The following is a 23,019-nucleotide window of genomic DNA, read 5'->3' as shown; positions in this document are numbered from 1 at the left end:
TTTTAGGTATATTCATGACAGACGTAAATAAAGATCAAGTATTTGAACAAGTTAAAGATGCGCTTGTGGAGCTATTCGAAATTGAAGCTGAAGACATTCAGCCAGAAGCCCATCTTTACACCGATCTAGACCTAGACAGCATTGATGCCGTAGACCTTGTTGTACACCTACAAAATGTCACTGGCAAAAAGATCAAACCAGCAGAATTCAGCACAGTTCGTACTGTCGATGACGTGGTTAATGCAGTAACTGAACTTCTCAAGGAAAGTTAATGCGCCAATTGCTGACGGTTTTGTCTGCAATTGTATTATTTGCCTACCCCTTCGCGGTTTACTTCGGTATCGACCGATTTGGTTTAAATCTGGTTGGTGGCTTATTGGTTGCAGCGTTGCTTTTGCGGTTACTCGCTGCAAACAAAACACCACTCAAAGAGTTTAAGTTCCTTGCGATCACCACGGGCGTTGTGGGTATTGTCTTAGTCACCTTAGGTGTTGTTTTTAAGCAGCACGGGTGGCTAAAGTTCTACCCTGTTGTCGTCAACCTTTGCATGCTTGGCGTGTTCTCACTGAGCTTGAAGCAACCGCAAACCATCATCGAGAGACTGGCTCGCCTTCAAGAGCCTGAACTTCCTCAAAGTGGCGTGATCTACACACGAAAAGTTACGATCGTGTGGTGTGGATTCTTTATCTTGAATGCATCGGTAGCACTGTATACCTGTTTTCAACCTATCGAAATCTGGACGCTGTACAACGGCTTAATCAGTTATTTACTCGCTGGTAGCTTGTTTGCTGGTGAATGGATAGTGCGTCAATTTGTACGAAAGGAACATTAAATCGTATGAACACAAGTTCGTTAAACTTCTCCTCTATTGCGACCTTAATGACAGCCAATAGAGAGGCACAATCCACGATTGCGTATGACAGAAACCAAACCATGACGTGGGAGTCTTTTCAGCATAACGTCGCCAGTTTGCGAGCAACGTTAGAAGCGCTTGATGCCCAACGAATCGCGCTCTGTTTTGGCAACAGCTACCTTTTTGCGCTCAGTTTCTTTGCTTGTTGCCATGCTGGAAAATCCATCGTCCTTCCCGGCAATTACCAACCTGAAGCTTTAAAAGAGCTCGACGAGCACTTCGATCTTGTATTGCACGACACTGAAGTGATGATTCCGACAGGGCTCTCAGCTTTGCACGTGAATACAAGTTTCGATTCTCTCATTTGTGAATGGCAAGCCTTGCCACTTGCGAATATCAACGTCACGCTGTTTACCTCAGGTTCAAGCGGTAAACCAAAAGCGATCAGAAAAACACTCAAACAACTGGATGTGGAAGTCGCCATTCTTGACGGCTTATGGGGAGACAAACTGGAAGGTTCTCATATCGAGAGCACAGTATCTCACCAACATATCTACGGATTGCTATTCCGCGTTCTCTGGCCATTGTGCTCTGGGCGCCCTTTTGCCGCTCATAACTTAGAATTTCCAGAGCAGATTGTGCATTTTGCCTCTACTGAGACAACATTGATCAGTAGCCCTGCATTACTTAAACGCCTGACAGAAGAGCATCAACCATCGGCGTTACGCTGCGTTTTTTCTTCTGGAGGTCCTTTACCTAATGATGCTGCCAATCACAGCCAGCAATTGTTTGGTGATTACCCATTAGAGGTCTTCGGCAGTACCGAAACGGGTGGTATCGCTTATCGACAGCAACTATCTGCTACTCAACCTTGGACTCTTTTCCCCGGTGTTGAAGCCGCTCTAAATCATGAAAACTGTTTAAAGCTTCGCTCCCCCCACATTGATGAAAACGCGTGGTATCAAACTGCAGATGAATGCTATTTCCATGATAGTATTTCCTTCGAACTACGCGGTCGCACCGACAGAATCGTCAAAGTTGAAGAAAAGCGCGTTTCGTTGGTCGAAGTCGAGAAGCGTTTAGAACAATTGCCGTGGGTAAAAGAAAGTGCCGTCATCCCGATGGAAGATGCCGGTCGGCTGTCTCTATTTGCAGTGATAGTCTTGACCAACGAAGGCGATCAAACACTGCAAGAACTCGGGAAAGGTAAGTTCTGGTTAGCGCTAAGAAAAGCCTTGCGTAACTGGTTAGAGCCGATTGCTATTCCAAGAAAATTCCGCGTTTTAGACGAGATTCCGCTCAATAGCCAAGGCAAGCGCCAGATCGCTGAAATAGAAAAACTGTTCCAAGAATAAAAGAACTCATCATGGACAAAAGAAAACCAACGCTCAAACAGGTTGATATCGACAATCACATCGCGACGATTAAAATGCGTGTCGATGCCGACATCTTGGATTTCCAAGGTCACTTTACCCATTTCCCATTGTTGCCAGGCGTAACACAAATCGATTGGGCGCTGTTTTATGCGGTCGAATACTTGAACACACCAACACTGTTCAAAGGCATGGAAGTCATCAAATTCCAAGAACCTATCCTACCGGACATGTGCGTTAGCCTCACGCTTTCCTGGGATGCAGAGCGTGAAAAACTGGCATTTAAGTACACGTCGATCTCGGGCGAACAAACCGTAGTTCATTCTTCAGGCAAAATGAAGCTAGGGAATTAACGTGACAAGCGCAAGCAACGAGAACCAATACCACCCTTGTTTTCTTATTCCATGCTACAACCATGGCAGCACGATTGCGGCTGTAGTTGAGTCGTTGTCTGTTTTTTTCCTGCCAGTTTTAGTCGTTGATGACGGCAGTAATGAAGAGACAAAATGTGCTCTAGATGCTTTAGCAAATGAAGAGAAAATCGCCTTGATTCGCCTTTCAGAAAACCAAGGTAAAGGTGGCGCAGTAATGGCTGGTATTAAGCAAGCGCTACTACAAGGGTTCTCTCATGCAATTCAGATAGATGCCGATGGGCAACACGACCTTGAGGCTGTGCCAACGTTATTGCAGGCTTCGCAGGCTAATCCAAACAGACTGATTTCTGGACAACCGGTTTACGACGAAAGCGTACCTAAATCACGTCTCTACGGACGATACGCGACCCATGTTTGGGTGTGGATTGAGACGCTATCGCTTTCTATCAAAGACAGCATGTGTGGCTTTCGAGCTTACCCTCTTACCCAAACTGTGGACGTGCTCCACAAGTACGACATTGGTAAGCGCATGGACTTCGACATTGAGATCTTAGTTCGTATGTATTGGGAAGGCACCGATATTGATTTCGTACCAACACGCGTGATTTACCCTGAAGGTGGCATTTCTCATTTTGATGCACTTTGGGACAACGTAAAAATCAGTTGGATGCACACACGTTTGTTCTTTGGCATGTTGCCTCGCATCCCTTCATTGCTGGCTCGTAAGCACAAGCGTGCAAACGAATCCAAGCAAGCAACATCTCGCGACGCTCATTGGTCAAAGCGAAAAGAACAAGGCACCGTGTTGGGTATCAAAACCCTATTAGCCGTTTATCGAGTATTTGGACGCAAAGTTTTTGACCTCATTTTGAAGCTCGTAATGCGTTACTACCACCTAACAGGTAAGTCTGCTCGACAAGCTTCTGAGATCTACTTAGATCAATTGCAACAACACGCGAAACAACAGAACATCACCCTACCTCAACCTTTGGACAGCTATCAGCACCTGCTGTCATTTGGGCGAACCATGCTTGATAAGTTGGCAGCTTGGCAAGGTGATTTCAGTGTGGACAATCTTACCATTCATGGTCAGCACCACTTCGAAGAGATGGCTGAAAAACAACAAGGCGTGGTCATTCTTGGTTCCCACCTTGGTAACATCGAATTGTGTAGAGCGCTTGGTCGCCGACATTCACACGTGAAAATCAATGCATTGGTGTTCACCGAGCACGCCGAGCAATTTAATGCCGTGATGAAGGCCGTTAACCCAAGCTCCGAGCTTAACCTTATCCAAGTGAGTTCGATGGGACCTGATACCGCCATTTTGCTTCAACAAAAAATAGAGCAAGGTGAATGGGTGGTGATTGTTGGCGATCGCACTTCCACCAGCGTTGAAAGCCGCGTCGTTTGGGCGGACTTTTTAGGCAAGCCAGCGCCCTTCCCACAGGGACCATTTATGTTGGCTTCAGTGTTGAAAGCTCCAGTTTATCTGCTGTTTGGTCTACGAGACGATAACGCCGAAACGCCGCACTTTAACGTATATTTTGAACATTTTAGTGATCAAATCGTCTTACCACGTAAGAGTCGCCAAGAAGCGCTGGACAACGTGGTGCAGCAATATGCGCAACGATTAGAACATCACACACTGCAAGCTCCATTGCAGTGGTACAACTTTTTTAATTTCTGGACTTTAAGTAATCAGCAACATGACAATAAACAATAATCAAAGCATCACCTTTGGTGCAGAACGCCTTTCGATTGAAGATGTCGTCGCGATTGCACATGGTGCAAAAGCAAACATGAATGCGTCACCGGAATTCACATCGAAGATTGATCGCGGTGTGGCATTCCTAGAAAAATTACTTAAAGAAGAAGGCGTAATTTACGGCGTAACCACTGGGTATGGCGACTCTTGCACTGTTGCAATCCCACCAGCATTGGTCGATGAATTACCCCTTCACCTCACTCGCTTTCATGGTTGTGGTTTAGGCGAGATCTTGTCTCATGAGCAAGCAAGAGCCGTGCTGGCAACTCGCCTATGTTCTCTATCACAAGGGGTTTCTGGTGTTTCGCATGATCTATTGAACCAAATCGTCAACCTGATCAACCACGACATTGCACCACGCATCCCGCAGGAAGGCTCGGTTGGCGCTAGTGGCGACTTAACACCACTGTCTTACCTTGCTGCGGCGCTTATTGGTGAGCGCGATGTGCTTTACAAAGGTGAAGTACGCCCAACTCTTGATGTATTTACTGAACTTGGCATTACTCCAATTACGCTCAAACCAAAAGAAGGTTTGGCGCTGATGAATGGCACATCCGTGATGACTGCTCTGGCGTGTATTGCTTACAAACGCGCAGAATACCTTGCTCAGTTGTGCACTAAGATCACGGCGATGGTATCGGTAGGTATGCAGGGCAATGATTTCCACTTTGATGAAGCCCTCTTCGCAGTGAAACCTCATCCGGGTCAACAACAAGTTGCGGCATGGCTACGTAACGACCTTAAAGCGGAACGCCCACCACGCAACAGTGACCGCCTGCAAGATCGTTACTCTCTGCGTTGTGCTCCACACGTGATCGGCATGGTTCAAGATTCTCTTCCTTGGTTGCGTCAATTGATCGAGAACGAGCTTAACAGCGCAAACGACAACCCAATCATCGATGGCGACAACGAACGCGTACTGCATGGTGGACACTTCTACGGCGGTCATATTGCAATGGCGATGGACACACTGAAAACAAACATCGCGAACCTAGCGGATCTACTGGATCGTCAGATGGCTCAGTTAATGGACTACAAGTTCAACAATGGTCTGCCATTCAACCTGACGGGTGCGGAAGGCGAACGTAAGCCAATCAACCATGGCTTTAAAGCGGTGCAAATTGGTATTTCAGCTTGGACAGCAGAAGCGCTAAAACACACCATGCCTGCAAGCGTGTTCTCACGCTCAACAGAGTGTCACAACCAAGACAAAGTGAGCATGGGTACGATTGCAGCTCGCGACTGTATGCGCGTTCTTGAGCTGACAGAACAAGTCGCAGCGGCATCTTTGCTGGCGAGTGTTCAAGCGGTAGAGATTCGTCGCCGCCATAATGAGCTAGACGAACACCACATGAGCAGTAACTTGAAGATGATTCGCGATGCGGTACTGGAAGAGTTCGAGTTTGTTGTCGAAGACCGTCCACTAGAGCACGATCTACGTAACTTCATCGCTAAAATCCAACAACGTCACTGGTTGTTGTACGCGGAGGCGTAATGCAAGAACAAGTCCTTTACCCGCTAGAAACCGAGGTGACAATGGTCACCTCATTTCAGGATGCTGATCCGATGGGCGTCATCTATCACGGTAACTTCTTTCGTTACTTCGAAGAAGCACGCCGAGTGCTAATGGAGAAGATTGAGTACAGCTACCGTGATATGCAAGCGTCGGGCTACATGTGGCCAATCATCGACACCCGCGTGAAGTATGTAAAGGCAATCCCATTCAACCACGAGATTCGCATTACCGCGACGCTCACTGAGTGGGAAAACCGCTTGCGCGTAGACTACGTGATTTATGATGCCAAAACCGATCAGCGCATGTGTAAAGCTCATACCACGCAAGTGGCAGTTTCTATCGAAAAACAAGAAATGTGCTTTGTTTCTCCTGCCGCTTTTCTAGATAAAGTAGAGCAGTGGCATAAGTGTGGGAGCCTATCTTAATGCGCAAATCCTTGTTCTCTTTATTTGTGTCTATGGCTCTGCTCGTATCATTCTCGACTCCGAGCTGGGCAAAAGTGGTGGATCTCGACTCATTGCAGGCGCAGCTGTCACAAAACGAAGTAATCCGCGGCGATTTTAAGCAAAGCCGTCACCTAGAGATGTTTAATCAACCGCTTACTTCAACAGGCATTTTTACTCTCAGCAAATCGCACGGTTTACTTTGGCAACAGCAGATCCCATTTGCCGTAAACTTGGTTTTAACTCAAGACAAGTTACGCCAGACCTTTGCTAACCAAGCGCCAAAAACCATCACCGCACAAGAAAACCCAATGGCATTCTATTTTAGCCATGTATTTCTATCGGTTTTCCATGGTGATACCGCAGCATTGAAAGAACAGTTTACGCTGGACTTTTCTGCTCAAGATAGTGGTCAATGGCAATTGGTTCTCACTCCAAAACAAGCGCCACTTAACGCGGTGTTTAAAGCCATCACGCTCTCTGGTAACACTCATATTGACCAATTAATGCTAGAAGAACTGCGCGGAGACAAAACAGAGATTGAGTTTACTCAACAAGCGTCTTTGCCAAAGGAATTAACGGATGCAGAAAAGGCTCAATTTGATTTCTAAATTCCGTCTAGGTTCATACGCATTGGCTTGGCTTTGGTTAAGCTTAGTTGTGATCGCAAGCGCTCTGCTATTAAAACAATGGGTGGGGAGCGAACACTCGCCGATTGAAACCAACATCCTAAAACTGCTGCCTGAAAATCAGCAAAATCCAATCGCAGAGCAAGCGTTTGAAGCAGTCTCCACCAGCATGAGTGATCAAGTCATCTTTGTGCTGACCGCTGCCGACAAAACACAATTGCTAAAAGCCGCTGGCGCATTTGAAAAAGGGTTAAGAGAAACCCAACAGTTTACCAACGTCATCGGGAAAATATCACCTGACGCTCAACAAGTTTGGGCAAGCTACTACTTCAATCATCGTTTCCAGCAACTGACTCAAGCACAACGAGAGCGATTAAGCCAAGACCCACAAGCTCAAGTGCAATACGTGGTTCAATCCCTTTACAACCCGTTCTCGGGCGTAACAGGTCAAGAGCTACAAAACGATCCGTTCTTACTGTTTCGTGATTACTTAAGTCAAGTCACGCAGCAAACATCAGCGTTTAGACTCGATAATGGCTACTTGTCTGTCGAAAAAGATGGTCAACAATACCTCTTAATCACTGCGACACTCAGTGGTTCTCCATACGCTCTCTCGACTCAAAGTGTCGTCCCAAAAATCGAACAGCTAGAGCAATCCATCGCCGCACAGTTTGGTGCTAAAACCGCGCATACCGGCGTACTGTTTTACGCAGACTTTGGCACTCAGAGTGCGAAATCAGAAATCAGCACTATTGGCGTGTTCTCTTTATTGGGCATCGTCGTGTTGTTCTTGGTTGTGTTCCGCAGTTTAATGCCACTCTCTTTAGCGCTGTTATCCATTTCGGTTGGCTTGCTGATTGCTCTTAGCGTCACCACTTGGGTATTTGGCAAAGTCCATCTATTCAGTTTGGTCTTCGGTGCAAGCTTAATTGGTGTTTCAATAGACTACGCTTTCCATTATCTGACTGAACGTTTATCTGAAGGCAGCCAGTGGGACAGCCGAAAAGGTCTCAAACATATTTTTGCTGCCATCACTTTAGGTCTTATCACCAGTTTGATTGGCTATTTAGGCATGTTGATTGCGCCCTTCCCTGGCTTGCAGCAACTTGCTCTCTTCTCCTCTATCGGACTGATTGCCGCTTACGCAACTGTAGTAGCTTGGTACCCGATTCTCGCAGTGAAACCTTCTCGCAATGCGGTGAAAGTACCGGGTCATCGGTTGTTGTCTGCATGGTTATCTGTGTGGCAACGTCCTAGCGTGAAAGTTGGGCTGCCGCTTACCTGTCTTATCATCAGTGGCTATTTTCTCACTCAGTTGAAGTACGACGATGACATTCGCCAATTGCAAGCCATGCCAGAAACGCTAAAGCAGCAAGAGGCTTTGATTACAAAAGTCAGTGGAATGCAGGCTTCTCAGCAAATGCTTGTGGTCACCACCGACACGGATCAATCTCTGCTTCAACGACTAGAGCAACTTGACCCCACGCTACAGCAATGGCAACAAACCAACATCATTGAAGGCTATCAAAGTTTGAGTAAGTATCTGGGCTCAATCGAACGCCAACAAAGTGATTTTGCTCTGATAGCAAATCTGTACCAAACGCAAGCTTCTGCTTTAGCATCAGGCTTACAACTGGCACACAAGCCAAAACTGACAAACACCCTTGTGCCAGTCAGTTTGCCAGACTATCTAAACAATCCGGTGTCCGAACCAATTCGCTTCCTCTACTTGGGAGAAATCGAAGGTCAATCGGCAGCGGTCATCACGTTAAACAAGTTGAACGACCCAGAAATTGTAAAAGCATTTGCGCAGTCTCAATCAGATATCAGTTACTTAAACAAAGCCGAAGAGATCTCGACATTATTTGGCGAGTACCGCATTAAAATCATGGAGCTGTTATTTGCTGCTGCCGCGATTATTTTTGCCGTTCTAGTCAAACGCTACGGCTTTCACCACGGTTGGCGTATTTTACTCCCTTCAGCAATTGCTTGTATTGGAGGTCTCGCTGCCGCGGTTGCTGCTGGCTCGACACTCAACTTATTTAACTTGTTAGGCTTGATCCTGATCTTGGGAATCGGTATCGACTACACCCTATTTTTTGCTGAGAAAGCACGCAGTTTGAGCACTCTTCTCGCGATTACGCTCTCTGCCATCACAACGGTATTGTCTTTTGGGTTACTCTCTCTCAGTCAAACCCATGCGATTCATAGCTTTGGTGTGACCGTTTTAAGCGGCATTTTCATCGCTTGGCTACTCTCGCCAATTGCTATTATGACTAAGGAAAAATCACAATGAGCACTTCCACGGCCGTGCGTATTTTCATCGCAATGATTTTTGTAACTACGCTCAGTGCTTGCAGCTTAGTACCCAAACAATCAACGCCTAGCGTCGAAATAGAACAAGGCGTCTCTGTCGCGCTCCCTGCCCCGAACGATCTCGGTTATCACCTCACAGCAAGCCAGTTGATTACTGCGACTTGGACCGCAGAAGGAAAAGAGAGACAAGAACAACTGCCAGTGCAATTACAAGTGAACAGCAACGATGTCACACTAGCCGGCTTTTCCTCTTGGGGTACCCGAATTTTATCCCTCAACTACAATGGTGAGCAGATAAATACAGAAGTTTTAACCGGTCTCGATGGCACGTTGCCAGAACCGGAGCAAGTACTATTCAACCTAATGATCACGCTGTGGCCGAGTTCTGCTTGGGAAGCGCCGCTAAATAAGGTAAGGTGGCGAATGATTGATGATGAATATTCTAGAGCCGTGTTTAATAGCGACGGCGAAAAGATCATAGACATCCGCTATGAGAATCACGACAAACTGAAAGGTAAGATTAGCTTTAATCACCTTCAACATCCGTTTTCGATTTCTATTCAAACACTGCAGTATCAATTAAATTAAGAACGATCCTAATACAACACTATGTCTACTCGCTCTCCTCAACCTTTGTATATTCAGGCCTGCGGCTTTCATTCCGCGATGGGTAACGATGATGCAAGCATTCATCAATGTCTATCAGGTTCTAAGCCATCGAACATGGTCGCGGATAAAACCATTCTGAATAACGATCGAGAAACCGTTATTGGACGCGTCTTAGAGCCATTACCAACGCTTCCGCAGGCGTTGCATTCGTTTGATTCTAGAAACAACCGACTCGCACTCTCTGCCATTTTGCAGATCGAACCCAAAGTCCGCGAAGCCATTAGCCAATATGGCTCAGACCGCATTGCCGTGGTGATCGGGACCAGCACCTCCGGCATTGCAGATGGTGAAATTGCCTTTGCAGAAAAGCTCTCAGATGGTGCGTTCCCAGACGATTACCATTACCGTAAGCAAGAGCTTGGTCATTGCAGTGACTTTGTCGCCGCGTATTTTGGATTGACAGGTCCTCATTACGCCGTATCGACAGCTTGCTCTTCCAGTGGACGCGTATTTATCACCGCTCAACGTCTTTTAAAATCGGGGCTAGTCGATGCCGTGATTGTTGGTGGTGTCGACACCATATGTCGCCTGACCTTAAATGGCTTTAGTGGTCTAGAAGCCCTGTCAGACAAACACTGCTTACCATTCGATGCAGATCGTTCGGGTATTAATATCGGAGAAGCCGCGTCCATCATGCTATTGAGCCACACGCCCGCCAAAGTGGCGTTGTTAGGCGCAGGAGACAGCTCTGACGCACACCATATCTCTGCACCACACCCAGAGGGACTCGGTGCAGAAGAGGCCATGAACAAAGCCCTTTCAAACGCTGGCTTAACGGCTGAAGATATTGGTTACATCAATGCGCATGGAACCGCGACCCCATTGAACGATTCGATGGAAAGCAAAGCCATTTTCCGCTGCTTTGGCGATGCTGTATCAGTGAGCTCAACCAAACCGTTAACTGGTCATACTCTAGGTGCCGCCAGCGCAACTGAAGCGGCAATCGCATGGCATATTTTGAATTACGATCTCGATCTCCCCGTCCAGCATTGTGCAAACAAAGCGGAAGATATCGAAATATCCCTCGTTGAAGCACCATCAAAACTTGGTGGAAAAGCGATTTTAAGCAACTCTTTTGCTTTCGGCGGTAATAACGTTAGTCTTATTTTTGGTTACGCTCATGACTAAACTTCCCCCAATTGAACAACTGCTTCCGCACGATAGACCAATGATCTTGGTTGATCGTGCTATCGATATTCAAGAAGACACTATCCATTGTCAGGTTGATATTGGCGAGCACAACCCTTTTTTCAACCGTGATACTCAAACGGTTCCGGCGTATGTCGGTATAGAGTTTATGGCACAGTCTGTTGCCGCTTGGTCTGGCTACCATGCCCTTATTCAAGGACAGGAGCCACCTATTGGGTTCTTATTAGGCAGTCGACGTTACACTTCTGAGTGCGATGCCTTTACTCAAGGTCAACAGCTCGACGTGTATGCCGAGAAAATGATGGAAGACAATGGCATGGCGGTGTTTTCTGCTCGCATGGAGTGGCAAGAAAAAACCATCGCTACCTGTCAGTTGAACGTATACGTTCCATCAGAAGAAAAATTAAAAGAAATGAAAATCAGGAGTCAACAATGACCCGACAAGTCCTCGTAACTGGTGCCAGTAAAGGCATTGGTAAAGCCATCGCCGTTCAACTTGCCAAAGACGGTTTCCACATCGTCGTGCATTACATGGGCGATCAACAAGGCGCACAAAACACTTTAGAGACCATTGAACAACATGGTGGCTCAGGTCGTCTGATCCAGTTTGATATCAGCAACCGCGAAGAATGCCGTACTAAACTAGAAGCCGACATCGCAGAGCATGGTGCTTACTACGGTGTCGTCAACAATGCTGGCATCACTCGCGACACTGCTTTCCCAGCGATGACGGAAGAAGAATGGGATGGCGTGATTCATACCAACCTAGATAGTTTCTACAACGTGCTGCACCCTTGCGTAATGCCAATGGTACAAAAACGCAAAGGCGGTCGTATTGTGACTCTCGCGTCGGTGTCTGGTCTGATGGGCAACCGTGGTCAAACCAACTACAGCGCGGCAAAAGCTGGCGTGATTGGTGCAACGAAATCTCTCGCGCTTGAACTCGCAAAACGTAAGATCACCGTGAACTGTGTGGCACCAGGTCTTATTGATACTGGCATGGTGGATGAGCACGTAAAAGAGCACGCGATGCCGCAAATCCCTCTTCGTCGCATGGGTGAACCAGAGGAAGTGGCTGGTCTGGTAAGCTACTTGATGTCTGATATCGCAGGTTACGTTACCCGCCAAGTTATCTCAGTAAATGGAGGCTTAGTATGAGTCGTCGAGTCGTTGTGACAGGTATGTCCGGTGTTACCGCCTTTGGTAACGATTGGTCAGCAGTAGAGCCTAAACTGCGCGACTGCCAGAACGCCACTCAATACATGCCCTCTTATGAGCAATATGATGGTTTGAACACCAAGCTTGCTGCACCTGTAACTGACTTCGAACTACCGAAGCATTACAAACGCAAACAAGTCCGCGGTATGGGTCGTGTCTCTAAGCTTGCGACTGTCGCAACAGAAAACGCGCTAAGCCAAGCCGGTCTGATTGGCAATGATGTTCTCACTAACGGTCAAACCGGTATTGCTTACGGCTCATCTACAGGCAGTACCGATGCCATTGGCGCATTTGGTGTAATGCTAAATGACAAAACCACCAAAGCGATTACCGCGACAACTTACGTACAAATGATGCCACACACGACTGCAGTTAACGTTGGTCTGTTCTTTGGCTTAAAAGGTCGCGTGATCCCAACCAGTAGCGCATGTACTTCTGGCAGCCAAGCGATTGGTTACGCCTACGAAGCCATTAAGCACGGTTACCAAACCGTGATGGTTGCAGGTGGCGCTGAAGAGCTTTGCCCAACAGAATCGGCTGTGTTTGATACCCTTTTCGCGACCAGTTTGAAAAACGACGCACCGAAAAGTACCCCAAGACCCTACGATACCGAGCGCGATGGCTTAGTAATTGGCGAAGGCGCAGGTACATTGGTTTTAGAAGAGTACGAACACGCAGTGGCTCGCGGCGCGAAAATCTATGCCGAGATCATTGGTTTTGCAAGCAACTGCGATGCTGCACACGTAACACAACCTCAAATGGAAACCATGCAAATCTGTATGGAGATGGCGCTACAGAACGCAGGCATTTCGGCAGATCAAATCGATTATGTATCGGCGCACGGTACGGCGACTGACCGCGGCGACATTGCAGAAAGCAACGCCACGGCAAATGCACTCGGTAAAGTGCCAATCAGCTCATTGAAGAGCTACTTTGGTCATACCCTAGGTGCTTGTGGTGCTATCGAGGCGTGGCTAAGCCTAGAGATGATGCACGGAGGTTGGTTTAACCCGACCCTTAACCTAGAGAACCTAGACCCACAGTGTGGCGACCTAGATTACATCTCAGGACAAGGTCGCGAGCTCAATGTTGAATACCTAATGAGCAATAACTTTGCGTTTGGCGGTATCAACACCTCACTCATCTTTAAAAAGATCTAAACCCCTTTTAAACAAAAAGCGCTAGCTTCTTAGCTAGCGCTTTTTTGTTCTATTCGTAAGCTACAGAGCGGTGCTTACAGCGATAAATATCTGCTGAAACTGACGTTGGATTTTGTCCATCGGTTTCTATCACCTTCACCACGTGATATCGGTTACCACCCGCCATATAAACTTGGTTTGCAAGTTCCTCAAATAAGGAACCTTTTTGTTGCTCAGACACAACTTGGTTACCGATGACTTTACACTCATTGTTTTCCACCTCTGCAAATGAGATTGGCTGCACCTCATTGGCACCAGGCAGTAACATGGTTTTGGTTGCTTTAGCCACACTTACGCTCGGTGCCGATGGACAGTGATACAACTCAGCAACCACACTGGAAGGACGACCACGACTGGTATCGAGCACGGTAGCAATGTGATAACGGTTACCTCCCGATGCGTACGTTTGATTCTTCAACATACGGTCAACGTTGTTAGGATGGATATCTTCAATCGTGTAAGAGTCCACCATCTGACAATTAAGATTTTTAATTGCTACGTCAGTAATCGGAGAAATATTGACAGCTTGTGGAAGCACACGAACTTTACGCGTGACACATCCACTTAAAATAGAAAGCACAACTGCGGTTAGAATTATTTTTTTCATGATTTACTAAATGGAATAGAAGAGAACCAAATTCTATGAAATGAGTCATTTTGGACAATCCAAAACGACAAAACCCCGACAACTCAGAGAGTTATCGGGGCTTTTGAATAAATGGCACGCCCTATAGGATTCGAACCTATGACCACATCCTTAGAAGGGACGTGCTCTATCCAGCTGAGCTAAGGGCGCGCTACAGGGACAGGATTATACGAGTTCAAGCGCTTAAATCAACGAGTTTTCATAACATTCTGATCTGAATGCCTAAAAAAAGGGCACCAAAAGACTAAATGTTCAAAAACACCACAAAGCAAACGTTTGCGTATGGATGTTAAATAGATTTTCTGCGACAATGCGCCGCAAATAATTTGCCTTCTCAATTTAAAAGGAAAGTCATGACTGCTCAAAATATAGATGGAACTCTTATTTCCCAAACTGTTCGATCCGAAGTTGCAGCACGTGTGAAAGCTCGTATTGAAGCTGGTCTTCGCGCTCCTGGTCTTGCAGTTGTTCTAGTTGGTGAAGATCCAGCTTCTCAAGTATACGTTGGCAGTAAGCGCCGTGCGTGTGAGGAAGTTGGCTTTGTCTCTAAGTCTTTTGACCTTCCTGCGACAACGTCGGAAGAAGAATTGCTGGCTCTAATTGATGAGTTGAACAACGACGCAGAAATCGACGGTATTCTTGTTCAGTTACCTCTTCCTGCTGGCATCGATGCAACGCACGTTCTTGAGCGCATTCACCCAGAGAAAGACGTGGATGGCTTCCACCCTTACAACGTGGGTCGTCTAGCGCAGCGCATTCCTAAGCTTCGTTCTTGTACACCAAAAGGCATTATTACGCTTCTTGACCGTTACAACATAGAACTACGTGGCAAACACGCAGTTGTGGTTGGTGCATCAAACATTGTTGGTCGCCCAATGACTCTTGAGCTGCTTCTTGCTGGCTGCACAACAACGACTTGTCACCGCTTTACCAAAGACCTAGAAGGTCACGTTCGCCAAGCAGACCTTGTTGTAGTTGCGGTTGGTAAGCCGAACTTCATTCCTGGAGAGTGGATTAAGAAAGGCGCGGTTGTGGTTGATGTGGGTATCAACCGTCTTGAGTCAGGCAAACTAGTGGGTGACGTGGAATACGATAAAGCGCGTGAAAACGCGAGCTTCATTACCCCAGTACCAGGTGGTGTTGGTCCGATGACAGTGGCAAGCCTAATTGAGAACACAATGCTGGCATGCGAACAGTTCCACACCAAAAAGTAAGTACGCCCCCCGATGAAAAAAGGCTCCAGCGGAGCCTTTTTTATTGGCTGTAACTCTAACCCCAGCCGTTAATAACAATATGACTCAATAGAGAGTGAGTATTTTTTGAACCACTTCTAAGTTCATTCAAACACAGCCAATACACAATTTAGTCGCGGTATAGTGGTTTTCATTTGTTTCTGTACAGCTAAATACCATGCGAGAAAGAATACTGTTTGATGGTCCATCACCAAAACAAAACCTACCGGATTATGAGTTTTACGCGGAAGGTGGAAGCCCCAAATTTACTGATTTCATTTGCGATTTTATCGACCAACAGAAAGAGCAGCTCGAAGAGATCAATCTCGCGTTGTATTTATGCAATAACAAATTGATGCTGGAAAGTATGATTGGATCAGCGTTGAAGGCTGGAATTACATTGAATATCTTCTCTATTCCTTTAGAGGGCTACGATAAAACTCCGGCGCAATCTCCCACTTTCGCACCCAAGCTAAGCAAAAACAAAGCACTACAAAGTAAACAGGAAAAACTGTTCTCCAAAAAGGACATCGCCCAATATTTATATGGCAGATTTGCCAAGTCTGAGAATCCAAAAATCAACTTGTACATCTGTGATCATATGTATGTCCGATCGAAGTATGTTAAGCCCTTCTCTCGAGGAAGAATGCCCTACTCTCTCCATATCAAACACCTATTTATTAAGTTCAAATCGGGGTCTAGTCACTCCATGGTCACGTCTTCAAATATGGCAGTCAGGGACTTAATTAAGCATGAGTTATTGGTTCATACGGAAAATTCAGAACACGATCATCAAAGGTGTCAGGTGTTTTTTGACCACTTAAAAATCAATAGCGCAAATATCAAACATTACGAGGAAAAACGAGGGTATAGCTATCAAGAGAAGACACAAGAGAGATTGTCTTCCCCCTCATGGGATCAAGGCATCTACTTTACCGCTCACTTTTTAAATGAATCCAATACCATTGTGCAGGATAAAATTTATACCCTGATTCGCAATGCGAGAAAAAGGGTCATTCTGTGTGCACAGCACATTAATGATCAGAACTTAATACCTAACCATCCCGATGTCGAACTGCGCGTCATTTCCCAAACCTATACGGATGAGCACAAAATTAAAAAATCAGGTAAACACTACGTTTGCATCAACCAGCAGTTAGTGGAAACGCGGATGCCTTCTAATACCACTAACTTTCTCCAGATGGTCAACTTCCTCAAACAAAGACCAAACACGGCGTATTACTTCAACACCTCTTTGCACGCTAAATTTATCGTCGTCGATGACACAATCATTATCTCCACGGGTAACCTGACAGAGACTCAATTTATTTACCGTTATGTTGCATCAATGAATCTCGTCAACATGCCTGATACCACCTACGAAGGGACACATTCCGAGGTGAATGCCTACTATTTGAGTCGCAACAATCCAAAACTTGCCGATGAGCTTGTCACTTATTTTGAAGTATTAACTCAATGCCCTCTCACCCATCGCGCTTTCTGAGTCTAGCTTCTACTATACCCAAGTGACTTCAAGATGCAGGATTCAGAGCGTTGTCATTGATTCGAGAGTAAGGAAAACAACGCAGTGTAATAGCCAGCTCTTTCCAAGTTGTTTGACGCAGCAATCGGGTCAATGACACGCTCCCAAAGGGCGAGCTGCCTTGGCTTGTATACTTTGTTGCCGATTCTTGATTTAGAATGACTAGATCTTTAAATCGCCGCCGCGTCTACAAACCAAGTCATTCTCGCTGAACCTAGCATCTCGAGGTTACTTGGGTATAAGTGCAGCCATACATTCAACTTATTGAAATAACGCGAGAAAAAATCACTGGCCTTATGTACAGTAAGTTGGTACAATACGCCCATTATTTAGACGACATATATCAGAGCATGACACAACGAATCGTTTCTTTTTTTGCTGGGGCTGGTGGCTTAGACCTAGGGTTCGAACAAGCCGGGTTCAATGTAACTTGGGCTAACGAATACGATAAAGATATTTGGGCGACATACGAGAAGAACCATCCTCACACTACGTTGGACAGACGTAGTATCACAAACATTGATGCGGATGAAGTGCCTGAATGTGATGGTATTATTGGTGGCCCACCATGCCAAAGCTGGAGTGAAGCGGGTGCGCAACGTGGTATCGAAGACAAGCGTGGTCAGCTGTTCTTCGATTTTATCCGTATCCTAGAAGCGAAAAAGCCTAAGTTCTTCTTGGCTGAAAACGTAAGTGGTATGCAGCACACACGCCATGCAAACGCGCTCAACAACATCAAGCAGATGTTTAAAGATGCTGGTTATGATTTGTATTACCAGATGATGAACGCGGTTGACTACGGTGCTGCGCAAGACAGAAAGCGCGTTATCTTTATTGGCTTCAGAAGTGACTTAAACATCAAGTACACATTCCCAGAACCAATGGAAAAAACAGAACGTCGCACCTTGAAGCACGTGATTGCAGACCTTGATGGAACGGCAGTGCCTGCATTAGACAAGCAGAAGCCAAACCCAGATGTAAAAGTGCTAAACCACGAGTACATGATTGGCGGTTTCTCTACGATGTTTATGTCTCGAAACCGAGTGAGAACTTGGGATGAGCCTTCTTTTACCATTCAGGCTGGCGGTCGCCACGCACCGATTCACCCAGGCGCGCCAAAAATGGAAAAAGTAGAGACAGACAAGTTTAAGTTTGTGGAAGGTCACGAAGACAAATATCGCCGTCTGAGTGTGCGTGAGTGCGCACGAATTCAGGGCTTCCCGAATGACTTTGAGTTCGTTTACAACAATGTTGCAGCGGGCTACAAGATGATTGGTAATGCTGTTGCTGTCCCTTTTGCAAAAGCATTGGCTTTAAGCATTCAAGAGCACCTAGCTCAAGCAAAAGATCTTAAAGCCGCTTAGCGAAAAAAAGTATCCCTAAATGCCTTTAGGGATACTCATTTCTTCTCTTTCTATTACTTCAATTGGAAGAAGATCCCCACTTAAGGGAACCTTCCATCGCCTTTCAATTAAAGACTCAAAATCACGCCAGCGATTGATGCGCTCATCAGGTTCGCCATTACGCCTGCTGCGATTGCGCGGAAGCCGTATTTCGAGATGAATGAACGCTTCTCTGGTACGAGTGAGCCTAGACCGCCAATCAGCACTGCCATGGTTGAGATGTTTGCGAAACCACACAGTGCGAAGGTTACGATAGCTTGTGAGTGTGCGCTTAGCTGAGACTTCACTTCCATCAGTTGGATGAAGGCTACGAACTCGTTTACCACAATCTTGTTACCGATTAGTGAGCCAGCCACGATAGCTTCATTCCAAGGAATACCTAGCAACCATGCGATTGGTGCGAATAGGTAGCCAAGTACTAGCTCGAAGCTCAGTTCCATACCGAATAGACCGCCGAACCAGCCTAGAATGCCGTTTAGCATCGCGATAACGCTCACGAACGCCAGTAGGGTTGCACCTACCGCCACTGCGATGCGTAAACCAGACATTGCGCCGTCTGCCATTGCTTCAACCACGTTGGTTGCGCGTGGCATTTCTACTTGGTCTAGGTCGATATCTGGTGTTGTGGTGTCTGTCTCTGGCATCATGATTTTTGCCATCAGAAGACCCGCAGGCGCAGACATAAATGCCGCTGCGATTAGGAAGTTAAGATCCACACCCAGTGATGCGTAACCTACTAGCGTGCCACCAGCAACCGATGCCAAACCACCAGTCATTACTGCGAAAAACTGAGAATCACTCATGTGCTTCAGGTATGGCTTTACTACAAGCGGCGCTTCAATCATACCAACGAAGATGTTCGCTGTTGCAGATAACGATTCTGCACGACCTGTACCTAGCAAACGCTGAAGACCACCACCGATTAGGTTGATCACTTTTGGCATTAGACCGATGTGGTACAAACCAGAAATCAGTGCCGAGAAGAAGATGATGATACCAAGTACGTTAATCGCGAAGGTAAAGCCGTTGGTCGCAAGACCGCCGAATAGGAACGCGATGCCCTCTTGACCGTAGTTGATTAGGTTAGAAACCGCGCCAGTTACTGCGTTAAGCGCTTCTTTACCCGCTGGTACGTAAAGTACCAATAGCGCAAAGATTACTTGCAGAGCAAAAGCCAAAGACACCGTTCGTAGACGAATGTTCTTACGGTTAGTCGAAAGCAGCCATGCTACGAATAGGATGGCTACGATACCAAGAATTGAGTTCATAAAATGAATCCGACAAAAGGGGGAACAGGAAAGGCGTCGGATTGTATAGAGCGTAAAAAAAGGCGCAAGTTGGGGATGTTAACAGGCTGAGAATCTTGTCTGCTCACTCTTTAATCAGCAAAATAACTCTTTGAATTAAATAAAGATAAACGTTTGCCTAAAGTTATTATTTCCAAATGGAAAAGATGTTTCTGGATTTGGAAAAATTTTGTGATTCAAATCACCTTATGCATTCCCTACTTCGGAATCGAAATATACGGTGCTAATCGCTGATCCCAATGGCAAGGCGATCCGATCTTTTGTTTGATGAATTCGATCACTGCTGAGATCTTTTTCGGCATATGTTGACGGCTTGGGTACACCGCATAAAACGGCATGGATTGGCTGGCTCTCCAATCAGGTAGAAGCTGTATTAGTTTGCCTGAGCGGAATTCATCCCCCAGCAAATAAGTGGCTAAGTAAGCAATCCCCCACCCTGCGATTGCGGCATCACGCACCGCTTCTGCTAAATCGACCGAGTAGTTGCCAGAGACTTTCACGTTGAGCTCTTGCTCGCGATTGGTGAACGCCCAACTGGTGTAGTCACGCTCCCAACTGCGGTAAATAAGGCAGTTGTGCTGCGACAAGTCATTCGGTTCGGTTGGCGTATCGAACTTAAGTAAGTAATCTGGCGAAGCAGCAACCACAAATTGGCAATCTGCTAAGCGCTGAGCAATGTAGCCTTCTGGCAAATGTTCATTATTGGTGATCCACAGATCCAAGCCTTCTTCGAGCATATCGACTTTGTAATCGAACAAATGCACTTCGACTTGCAGTTGCGGGTATTTCTCACGAAGTTCTTGAATGGCAGGGATGATGTGCAACGTGCCAAAAGACTGTGACAAACCGAGACGAACCAAACCGGCGACTTCATCACGTTGGCTTTCCATCTCTAACGTGGCACTGCTAACGGCTTGCACCACTTGTTCACAATGGTGATAGAAGGTTTGCCCCGCTTCGGTTGGCGTGAAGCTGCGCGTGGTGCGTTGCACGAGCTTGATACCCAGTGAAGCTTCCAACTGGCTGAGCTGTTTACTGACGTGAGAAACAGACACGCCTAAGCTCTTTGCCGCAGCGGTAAAGTTTTTATGTTTGATCAACGCTGAGAAGATCACCATTTGTGCAGCACGTTCAGATAACACGCAAACCTCGTTTCAAATAGAGAAAACAAAGGGCTCCGAAGAGCCCCTTTTTATTCGCTTATATATTCAATCTAGAATGTGATGCGGTCAGCTAAATGACTTACCGCTAGTGCGAAGTAGTAAGAGCGGTTCCACTTCATCAACACATTGTAGTTGTTGTACACCAAGTAAGTACGACCGTTCTCATCGTCTGGCATGATCAACCAAGCCTTGATGTCTTCGTCCAGCTTAGGAAGTGGACTGCCATCGTATTTGGTGATGCCAAGTTTGCTCCACTCTTGCAGATACTTACCTTTTTCCGCTTCGCGACCTTGCAGGTTGTGGTCAATGCCGTGTGGCACTTTAACCTGACGACCCCAAGTGAACTTATCATCCCAGCCAGATTTGCTTAGGTAGTTCGCAGTAGAAGCAAACACGTCAGCTTCTGATTGCCAGATGTCCTTCTTACCGTCGCCGTTACCATCCGCGGCAAAGCGTAGGAATGAGCTTGGCATAAACTGACATTGACCCATCGCACCAGCCCAAGAACCTTTGAAGTTCTCTAGCTCGATATGACCTTCATCTAGGATTTGTAGTGCCGCCATGGTTTCTTTACGGAAAAACTCTTCACGGCGACCCTCAAACGCCATGGTCGACAACGCGTCGATCACGCGGAAGTTACCAGTGAACTTACCGAAGTTACTTTCTACGCCCCAAAGTGCAACGATAAAGCGCGGCTGCACGCCAAACTCATCACCAATACGTTTTAGCTCAGCGTAGTGTTCTTTATACAGTTGCTTCGCTTGTTTTACCTTCCACTCAGGTACCGCGCGCGGAATGTATTCATCTAACGTCAGTTTCTTCTCAGGTTGGTTACGGTCAGCTTTTACGGCGCGTGGTTTGTATTCCACATCAGCAAAAGCGGCACTGATCACCTGTTCGGAAATGCCTTTATCACGCGCTTCTGCACGCAATTTGTTTAGGTATTCATCAAAGCCATCGCTACTTGCAAAGGCTGAAGTGCACATACCAACGCTGAGCATTGCTGCCAGTATCTTTTTCATATCGCCCTCCTTGAGCGAGGCAGAATTCCCAGATGAAAAGCGGTGACGTTATTCGCCTTTCTGCTGGGCTTTTTGTTCTTTGTATTTTTCTAGTAGGTTTTCCGGCGGAGGCGGAACCTGTAGGAAGAAACCATCATTAATTAATGACGCTTTCACTTTCTCGACATCAACTTGTGCCAAAGTACGACCATCAAGTTTGATTGTCATCACCGGCATAGGCTTACCGAACATCTGCATTAGCGTGTCAGGAACCTGTGAGAAATCATCCTTTTTCGGAATATAGAGATAAGTGCCTTCTTTTCTGGAACTTTTATAAATAGAACAAAGCATGACGAGCCTTTTGTGCTAATTTACCCGCTTTGAATGCGGATTTTGTTGAAAACGTAAAATTCTCGCAAACTTGATAGCAAATTTGAGATTAATTCACTTATTTGCCCGCTTGAGAACTTGCTGCGCTAAAGGATGAAATATAACATGACAGACCTAGTTTAAGGCAACGCTCTTTCAATAAAGGCAAGAAGTCCACGATGACCCATTCACCTGACCTTAAAGGTAGCAGTTTTACATTGTCAGTTTTACACCTTTCTGACAACGAGATCGCTAAGACTGTCGAATTTTTGCAAGAAAAGGTTTCTCAAGCCCCCTCTTTCTTCGCATCCGCACCTCTGGTTATCAATATAGCAAAAGTAGAAGGCGATATTGATTTCACCGCACTTAAACAAGGCATCGCCGATGCTGGGTTTATTCCGGTTGGTGTGACTGGCTGTAAAGATAAGCGCGTTCAAAACCTTGCCTCAGAAGCGGGCTTCGCCATCATGTCTGCGAGCAAATCTCCAACTCAAGCACCAGCGAAAATGGCGCCGACCAAAATCGTTCGTACACCTGTACGTTCTGGTCAGCAGATTTACGCCAAAGACGGTGACTTGGTTGTACTGGCGCACGTAAGCGCTGGTGCAGAAGTGATTGCTGATGGCTCTATCCACATTCATGGCACCCTACGCGGACGCGCCATTGCTGGAGCGAGCGGCCAACAAGAAGCACGAATTATTTGTCACGATTTACAAGCTGAACTGGTTTCCATTGCAGGAGATTACTGGTTGAGCGATCAAATTGAGAGTGAGTATTGGCAAAAGAAAGTAATGATCAGTAAAGCCGAAGAATCATTACATCTAGAAACACTCACGATTTAGTCTAAAAAG

At 46.3% G+C, this 23,019-nt stretch carries 23 protein-coding genes and 1 tRNA gene; 18 read left to right on the top strand and 6 right to left on the bottom strand.

The features are described 5' to 3' along the window. Positions 1-14: 14 nt before the first annotated feature. Genes NL647_RS10755 through NL647_RS10690 form a run of 14 tightly spaced genes read left to right on the top strand, consistent with a single transcriptional unit; the run spans position 15 to position 13,465 of the window. Positions 15-272, top strand: a complete 258-nt coding sequence (locus NL647_RS10755; protein ID WP_005446488.1) for an acyl carrier protein — start codon at positions 15-17, stop codon at positions 270-272. Next, on the top strand, positions 272-832 hold the full coding sequence (locus NL647_RS10750; RefSeq protein ID WP_009700647.1) for an intracellular septation A family protein: 561 nt from the start codon (positions 272-274) through the stop codon (positions 830-832). The genes NL647_RS10755 and NL647_RS10750 overlap by 1 nt, the downstream gene beginning before the upstream one ends. Before the next feature lie 5 nt (positions 833-837). Then, a complete protein-coding gene (locus NL647_RS10745) occupies positions 838-2,208 on the top strand; it encodes an AMP-binding protein (protein WP_047513078.1) in 1,371 nt (456 codons plus the stop codon). An 11-nt stretch (positions 2,209-2,219) separates the two neighbouring features. Continuing rightward, on the top strand, positions 2,220-2,579 hold the full coding sequence (locus tag NL647_RS10740; protein WP_009700649.1) for a hypothetical protein: 360 nt from the start codon (positions 2,220-2,222) through the stop codon (positions 2,577-2,579). A 1-nt stretch (position 2,580) separates the two neighbouring features. Continuing rightward, a complete protein-coding gene (locus NL647_RS10735) occupies positions 2,581-4,323 on the top strand; it encodes a glycosyltransferase family 2 protein (RefSeq protein ID WP_253650131.1) in 1,743 nt (580 codons plus the stop codon). Beyond that, entirely contained in the window at positions 4,307-5,860 is a 1,554-nt protein-coding gene (hutH, locus tag NL647_RS10730; RefSeq protein WP_253650130.1) for a histidine ammonia-lyase, read from the top strand. Before NL647_RS10735 ends, hutH begins: the two co-directional genes overlap by 17 nt. After that, complete coding sequence (locus tag NL647_RS10725; RefSeq protein WP_005446478.1) at positions 5,860-6,306, top strand: thioesterase family protein; 447 nt, start codon at positions 5,860-5,862, stop codon at positions 6,304-6,306. The genes hutH and NL647_RS10725 overlap by 1 nt, the downstream gene beginning before the upstream one ends. After that, on the top strand, positions 6,306-6,935 hold the full coding sequence (locus tag NL647_RS10720) for an outer membrane lipoprotein carrier protein LolA (RefSeq protein ID WP_045490503.1): 630 nt from the start codon (positions 6,306-6,308) through the stop codon (positions 6,933-6,935). Before NL647_RS10725 ends, NL647_RS10720 begins: the two co-directional genes overlap by 1 nt. Further along, positions 6,907-9,249 carry an MMPL family transporter gene (locus NL647_RS10715; protein ID WP_253650129.1) on the top strand — a complete coding sequence of 781 codons (2,343 nt, stop codon included), beginning with the start codon at positions 6,907-6,909 and terminating at the stop codon, positions 9,247-9,249. The genes NL647_RS10720 and NL647_RS10715 overlap by 29 nt, the downstream gene beginning before the upstream one ends. Further along, the gene (locus NL647_RS10710; RefSeq protein ID WP_239911743.1) at positions 9,246-9,857 is read left to right on the top strand and encodes a DUF3261 domain-containing protein; all 612 of its coding nucleotides are present in this window, start codon (positions 9,246-9,248) and stop codon (positions 9,855-9,857) included. The genes NL647_RS10715 and NL647_RS10710 overlap by 4 nt, the downstream gene beginning before the upstream one ends. 21 nt (positions 9,858-9,878) lie before the next feature. Continuing rightward, positions 9,879-11,066, top strand: a complete 1,188-nt coding sequence (locus NL647_RS10705; RefSeq protein ID WP_239911741.1) for a beta-ketoacyl-[acyl-carrier-protein] synthase family protein — start codon at positions 9,879-9,881, stop codon at positions 11,064-11,066. After that, entirely contained in the window at positions 11,059-11,523 is a 465-nt protein-coding gene (locus tag NL647_RS10700; RefSeq protein ID WP_239911739.1) for a hotdog family protein, read from the top strand. The genes NL647_RS10705 and NL647_RS10700 overlap by 8 nt, the downstream gene beginning before the upstream one ends. Beyond that, positions 11,520-12,245, top strand: a complete 726-nt coding sequence (fabG, locus tag NL647_RS10695) for a 3-oxoacyl-ACP reductase FabG (RefSeq protein WP_005446468.1) — start codon at positions 11,520-11,522, stop codon at positions 12,243-12,245. The genes NL647_RS10700 and fabG overlap by 4 nt, the downstream gene beginning before the upstream one ends. Continuing rightward, entirely contained in the window at positions 12,242-13,465 is a 1,224-nt protein-coding gene (locus NL647_RS10690) for a beta-ketoacyl-ACP synthase (RefSeq protein WP_005446466.1), read from the top strand. The genes fabG and NL647_RS10690 overlap by 4 nt, the downstream gene beginning before the upstream one ends. A 49-nt stretch (positions 13,466-13,514) precedes the next feature. On the opposite strand, the gene NL647_RS10685 is transcribed toward NL647_RS10690, so the two are convergent. Both NL647_RS10685 and NL647_RS10680 read right to left on the bottom strand, forming a co-directional pair. Further along, positions 13,515-14,111, bottom strand: a complete 597-nt coding sequence (locus tag NL647_RS10685) for a hypothetical protein (RefSeq protein ID WP_005446464.1) — start codon at positions 14,109-14,111, stop codon at positions 13,515-13,517. Positions 14,112-14,223: 112 nt separating this feature from the next. Further along, positions 14,224-14,300 (bottom strand) — tRNA-Arg (locus NL647_RS10680). 203 nt (positions 14,301-14,503) lie between these two features. Here NL647_RS10680 and folD point away from each other — a divergent pair. From folD to NL647_RS10665, 3 genes are all read left to right on the top strand, one after another. Beyond that, complete coding sequence (gene folD, locus NL647_RS10675; protein WP_005446463.1) at positions 14,504-15,364, top strand: bifunctional methylenetetrahydrofolate dehydrogenase/methenyltetrahydrofolate cyclohydrolase FolD; 861 nt, start codon at positions 14,504-14,506, stop codon at positions 15,362-15,364. A gap of 196 nt (positions 15,365-15,560) precedes the next feature. Then, positions 15,561-16,886 carry a hypothetical protein gene (locus NL647_RS10670; protein WP_253650128.1) on the top strand — a complete coding sequence of 442 codons (1,326 nt, stop codon included), beginning with the start codon at positions 15,561-15,563 and terminating at the stop codon, positions 16,884-16,886. Between the two features lie 389 nt (positions 16,887-17,275). Beyond that, positions 17,276-18,289: a DNA cytosine methyltransferase gene (locus NL647_RS10665; RefSeq protein ID WP_005446460.1), complete on the top strand. Its 1,014-nt coding sequence runs from the start codon at positions 17,276-17,278 to the stop codon at positions 18,287-18,289. Positions 18,290-18,396: 107 nt separating this feature from the next. On the opposite strand, the gene NL647_RS10660 is transcribed toward NL647_RS10665, so the two are convergent. From NL647_RS10660 to NL647_RS10645, 4 genes are all read right to left on the bottom strand, one after another. Continuing rightward, a complete protein-coding gene (locus NL647_RS10660; RefSeq protein WP_253650127.1) occupies positions 18,397-19,596 on the bottom strand; it encodes a NupC/NupG family nucleoside CNT transporter in 1,200 nt (399 codons plus the stop codon). Between the two features lie 236 nt (positions 19,597-19,832). Further along, positions 19,833-20,777, bottom strand: a complete 945-nt coding sequence (locus NL647_RS10655) for a LysR family transcriptional regulator (RefSeq protein ID WP_005446456.1) — start codon at positions 20,775-20,777, stop codon at positions 19,833-19,835. Between the two features lie 71 nt (positions 20,778-20,848). Continuing rightward, complete coding sequence (locus tag NL647_RS10650; RefSeq protein ID WP_005430863.1) at positions 20,849-21,820, bottom strand: lytic transglycosylase domain-containing protein; 972 nt, start codon at positions 21,818-21,820, stop codon at positions 20,849-20,851. A 48-nt stretch (positions 21,821-21,868) separates the two neighbouring features. Then, complete coding sequence (locus NL647_RS10645) at positions 21,869-22,150, bottom strand: YcgL domain-containing protein (protein WP_012127285.1); 282 nt, start codon at positions 22,148-22,150, stop codon at positions 21,869-21,871. A 197-nt stretch (positions 22,151-22,347) separates the two neighbouring features. Here NL647_RS10645 and minC point away from each other — a divergent pair, with 197 nt between their 5' ends. After that, positions 22,348-23,010, top strand: a complete 663-nt coding sequence (minC, locus tag NL647_RS10640) for a septum site-determining protein MinC (protein ID WP_005437686.1) — start codon at positions 22,348-22,350, stop codon at positions 23,008-23,010. Positions 23,011-23,019 lie beyond the last annotated feature (9 nt).

The sequence above is a fragment of the Vibrio sp. Y29_XK_CS5 genome, from assembly GCF_024181835.1.
GTDB lineage: Bacteria > Pseudomonadota > Gammaproteobacteria > Enterobacterales > Vibrionaceae > Vibrio > Vibrio harveyi.
The sequence above is the reverse complement of the archived record's forward strand: the minus strand, read 5'-3'. Positions and strand labels throughout refer to the sequence as shown.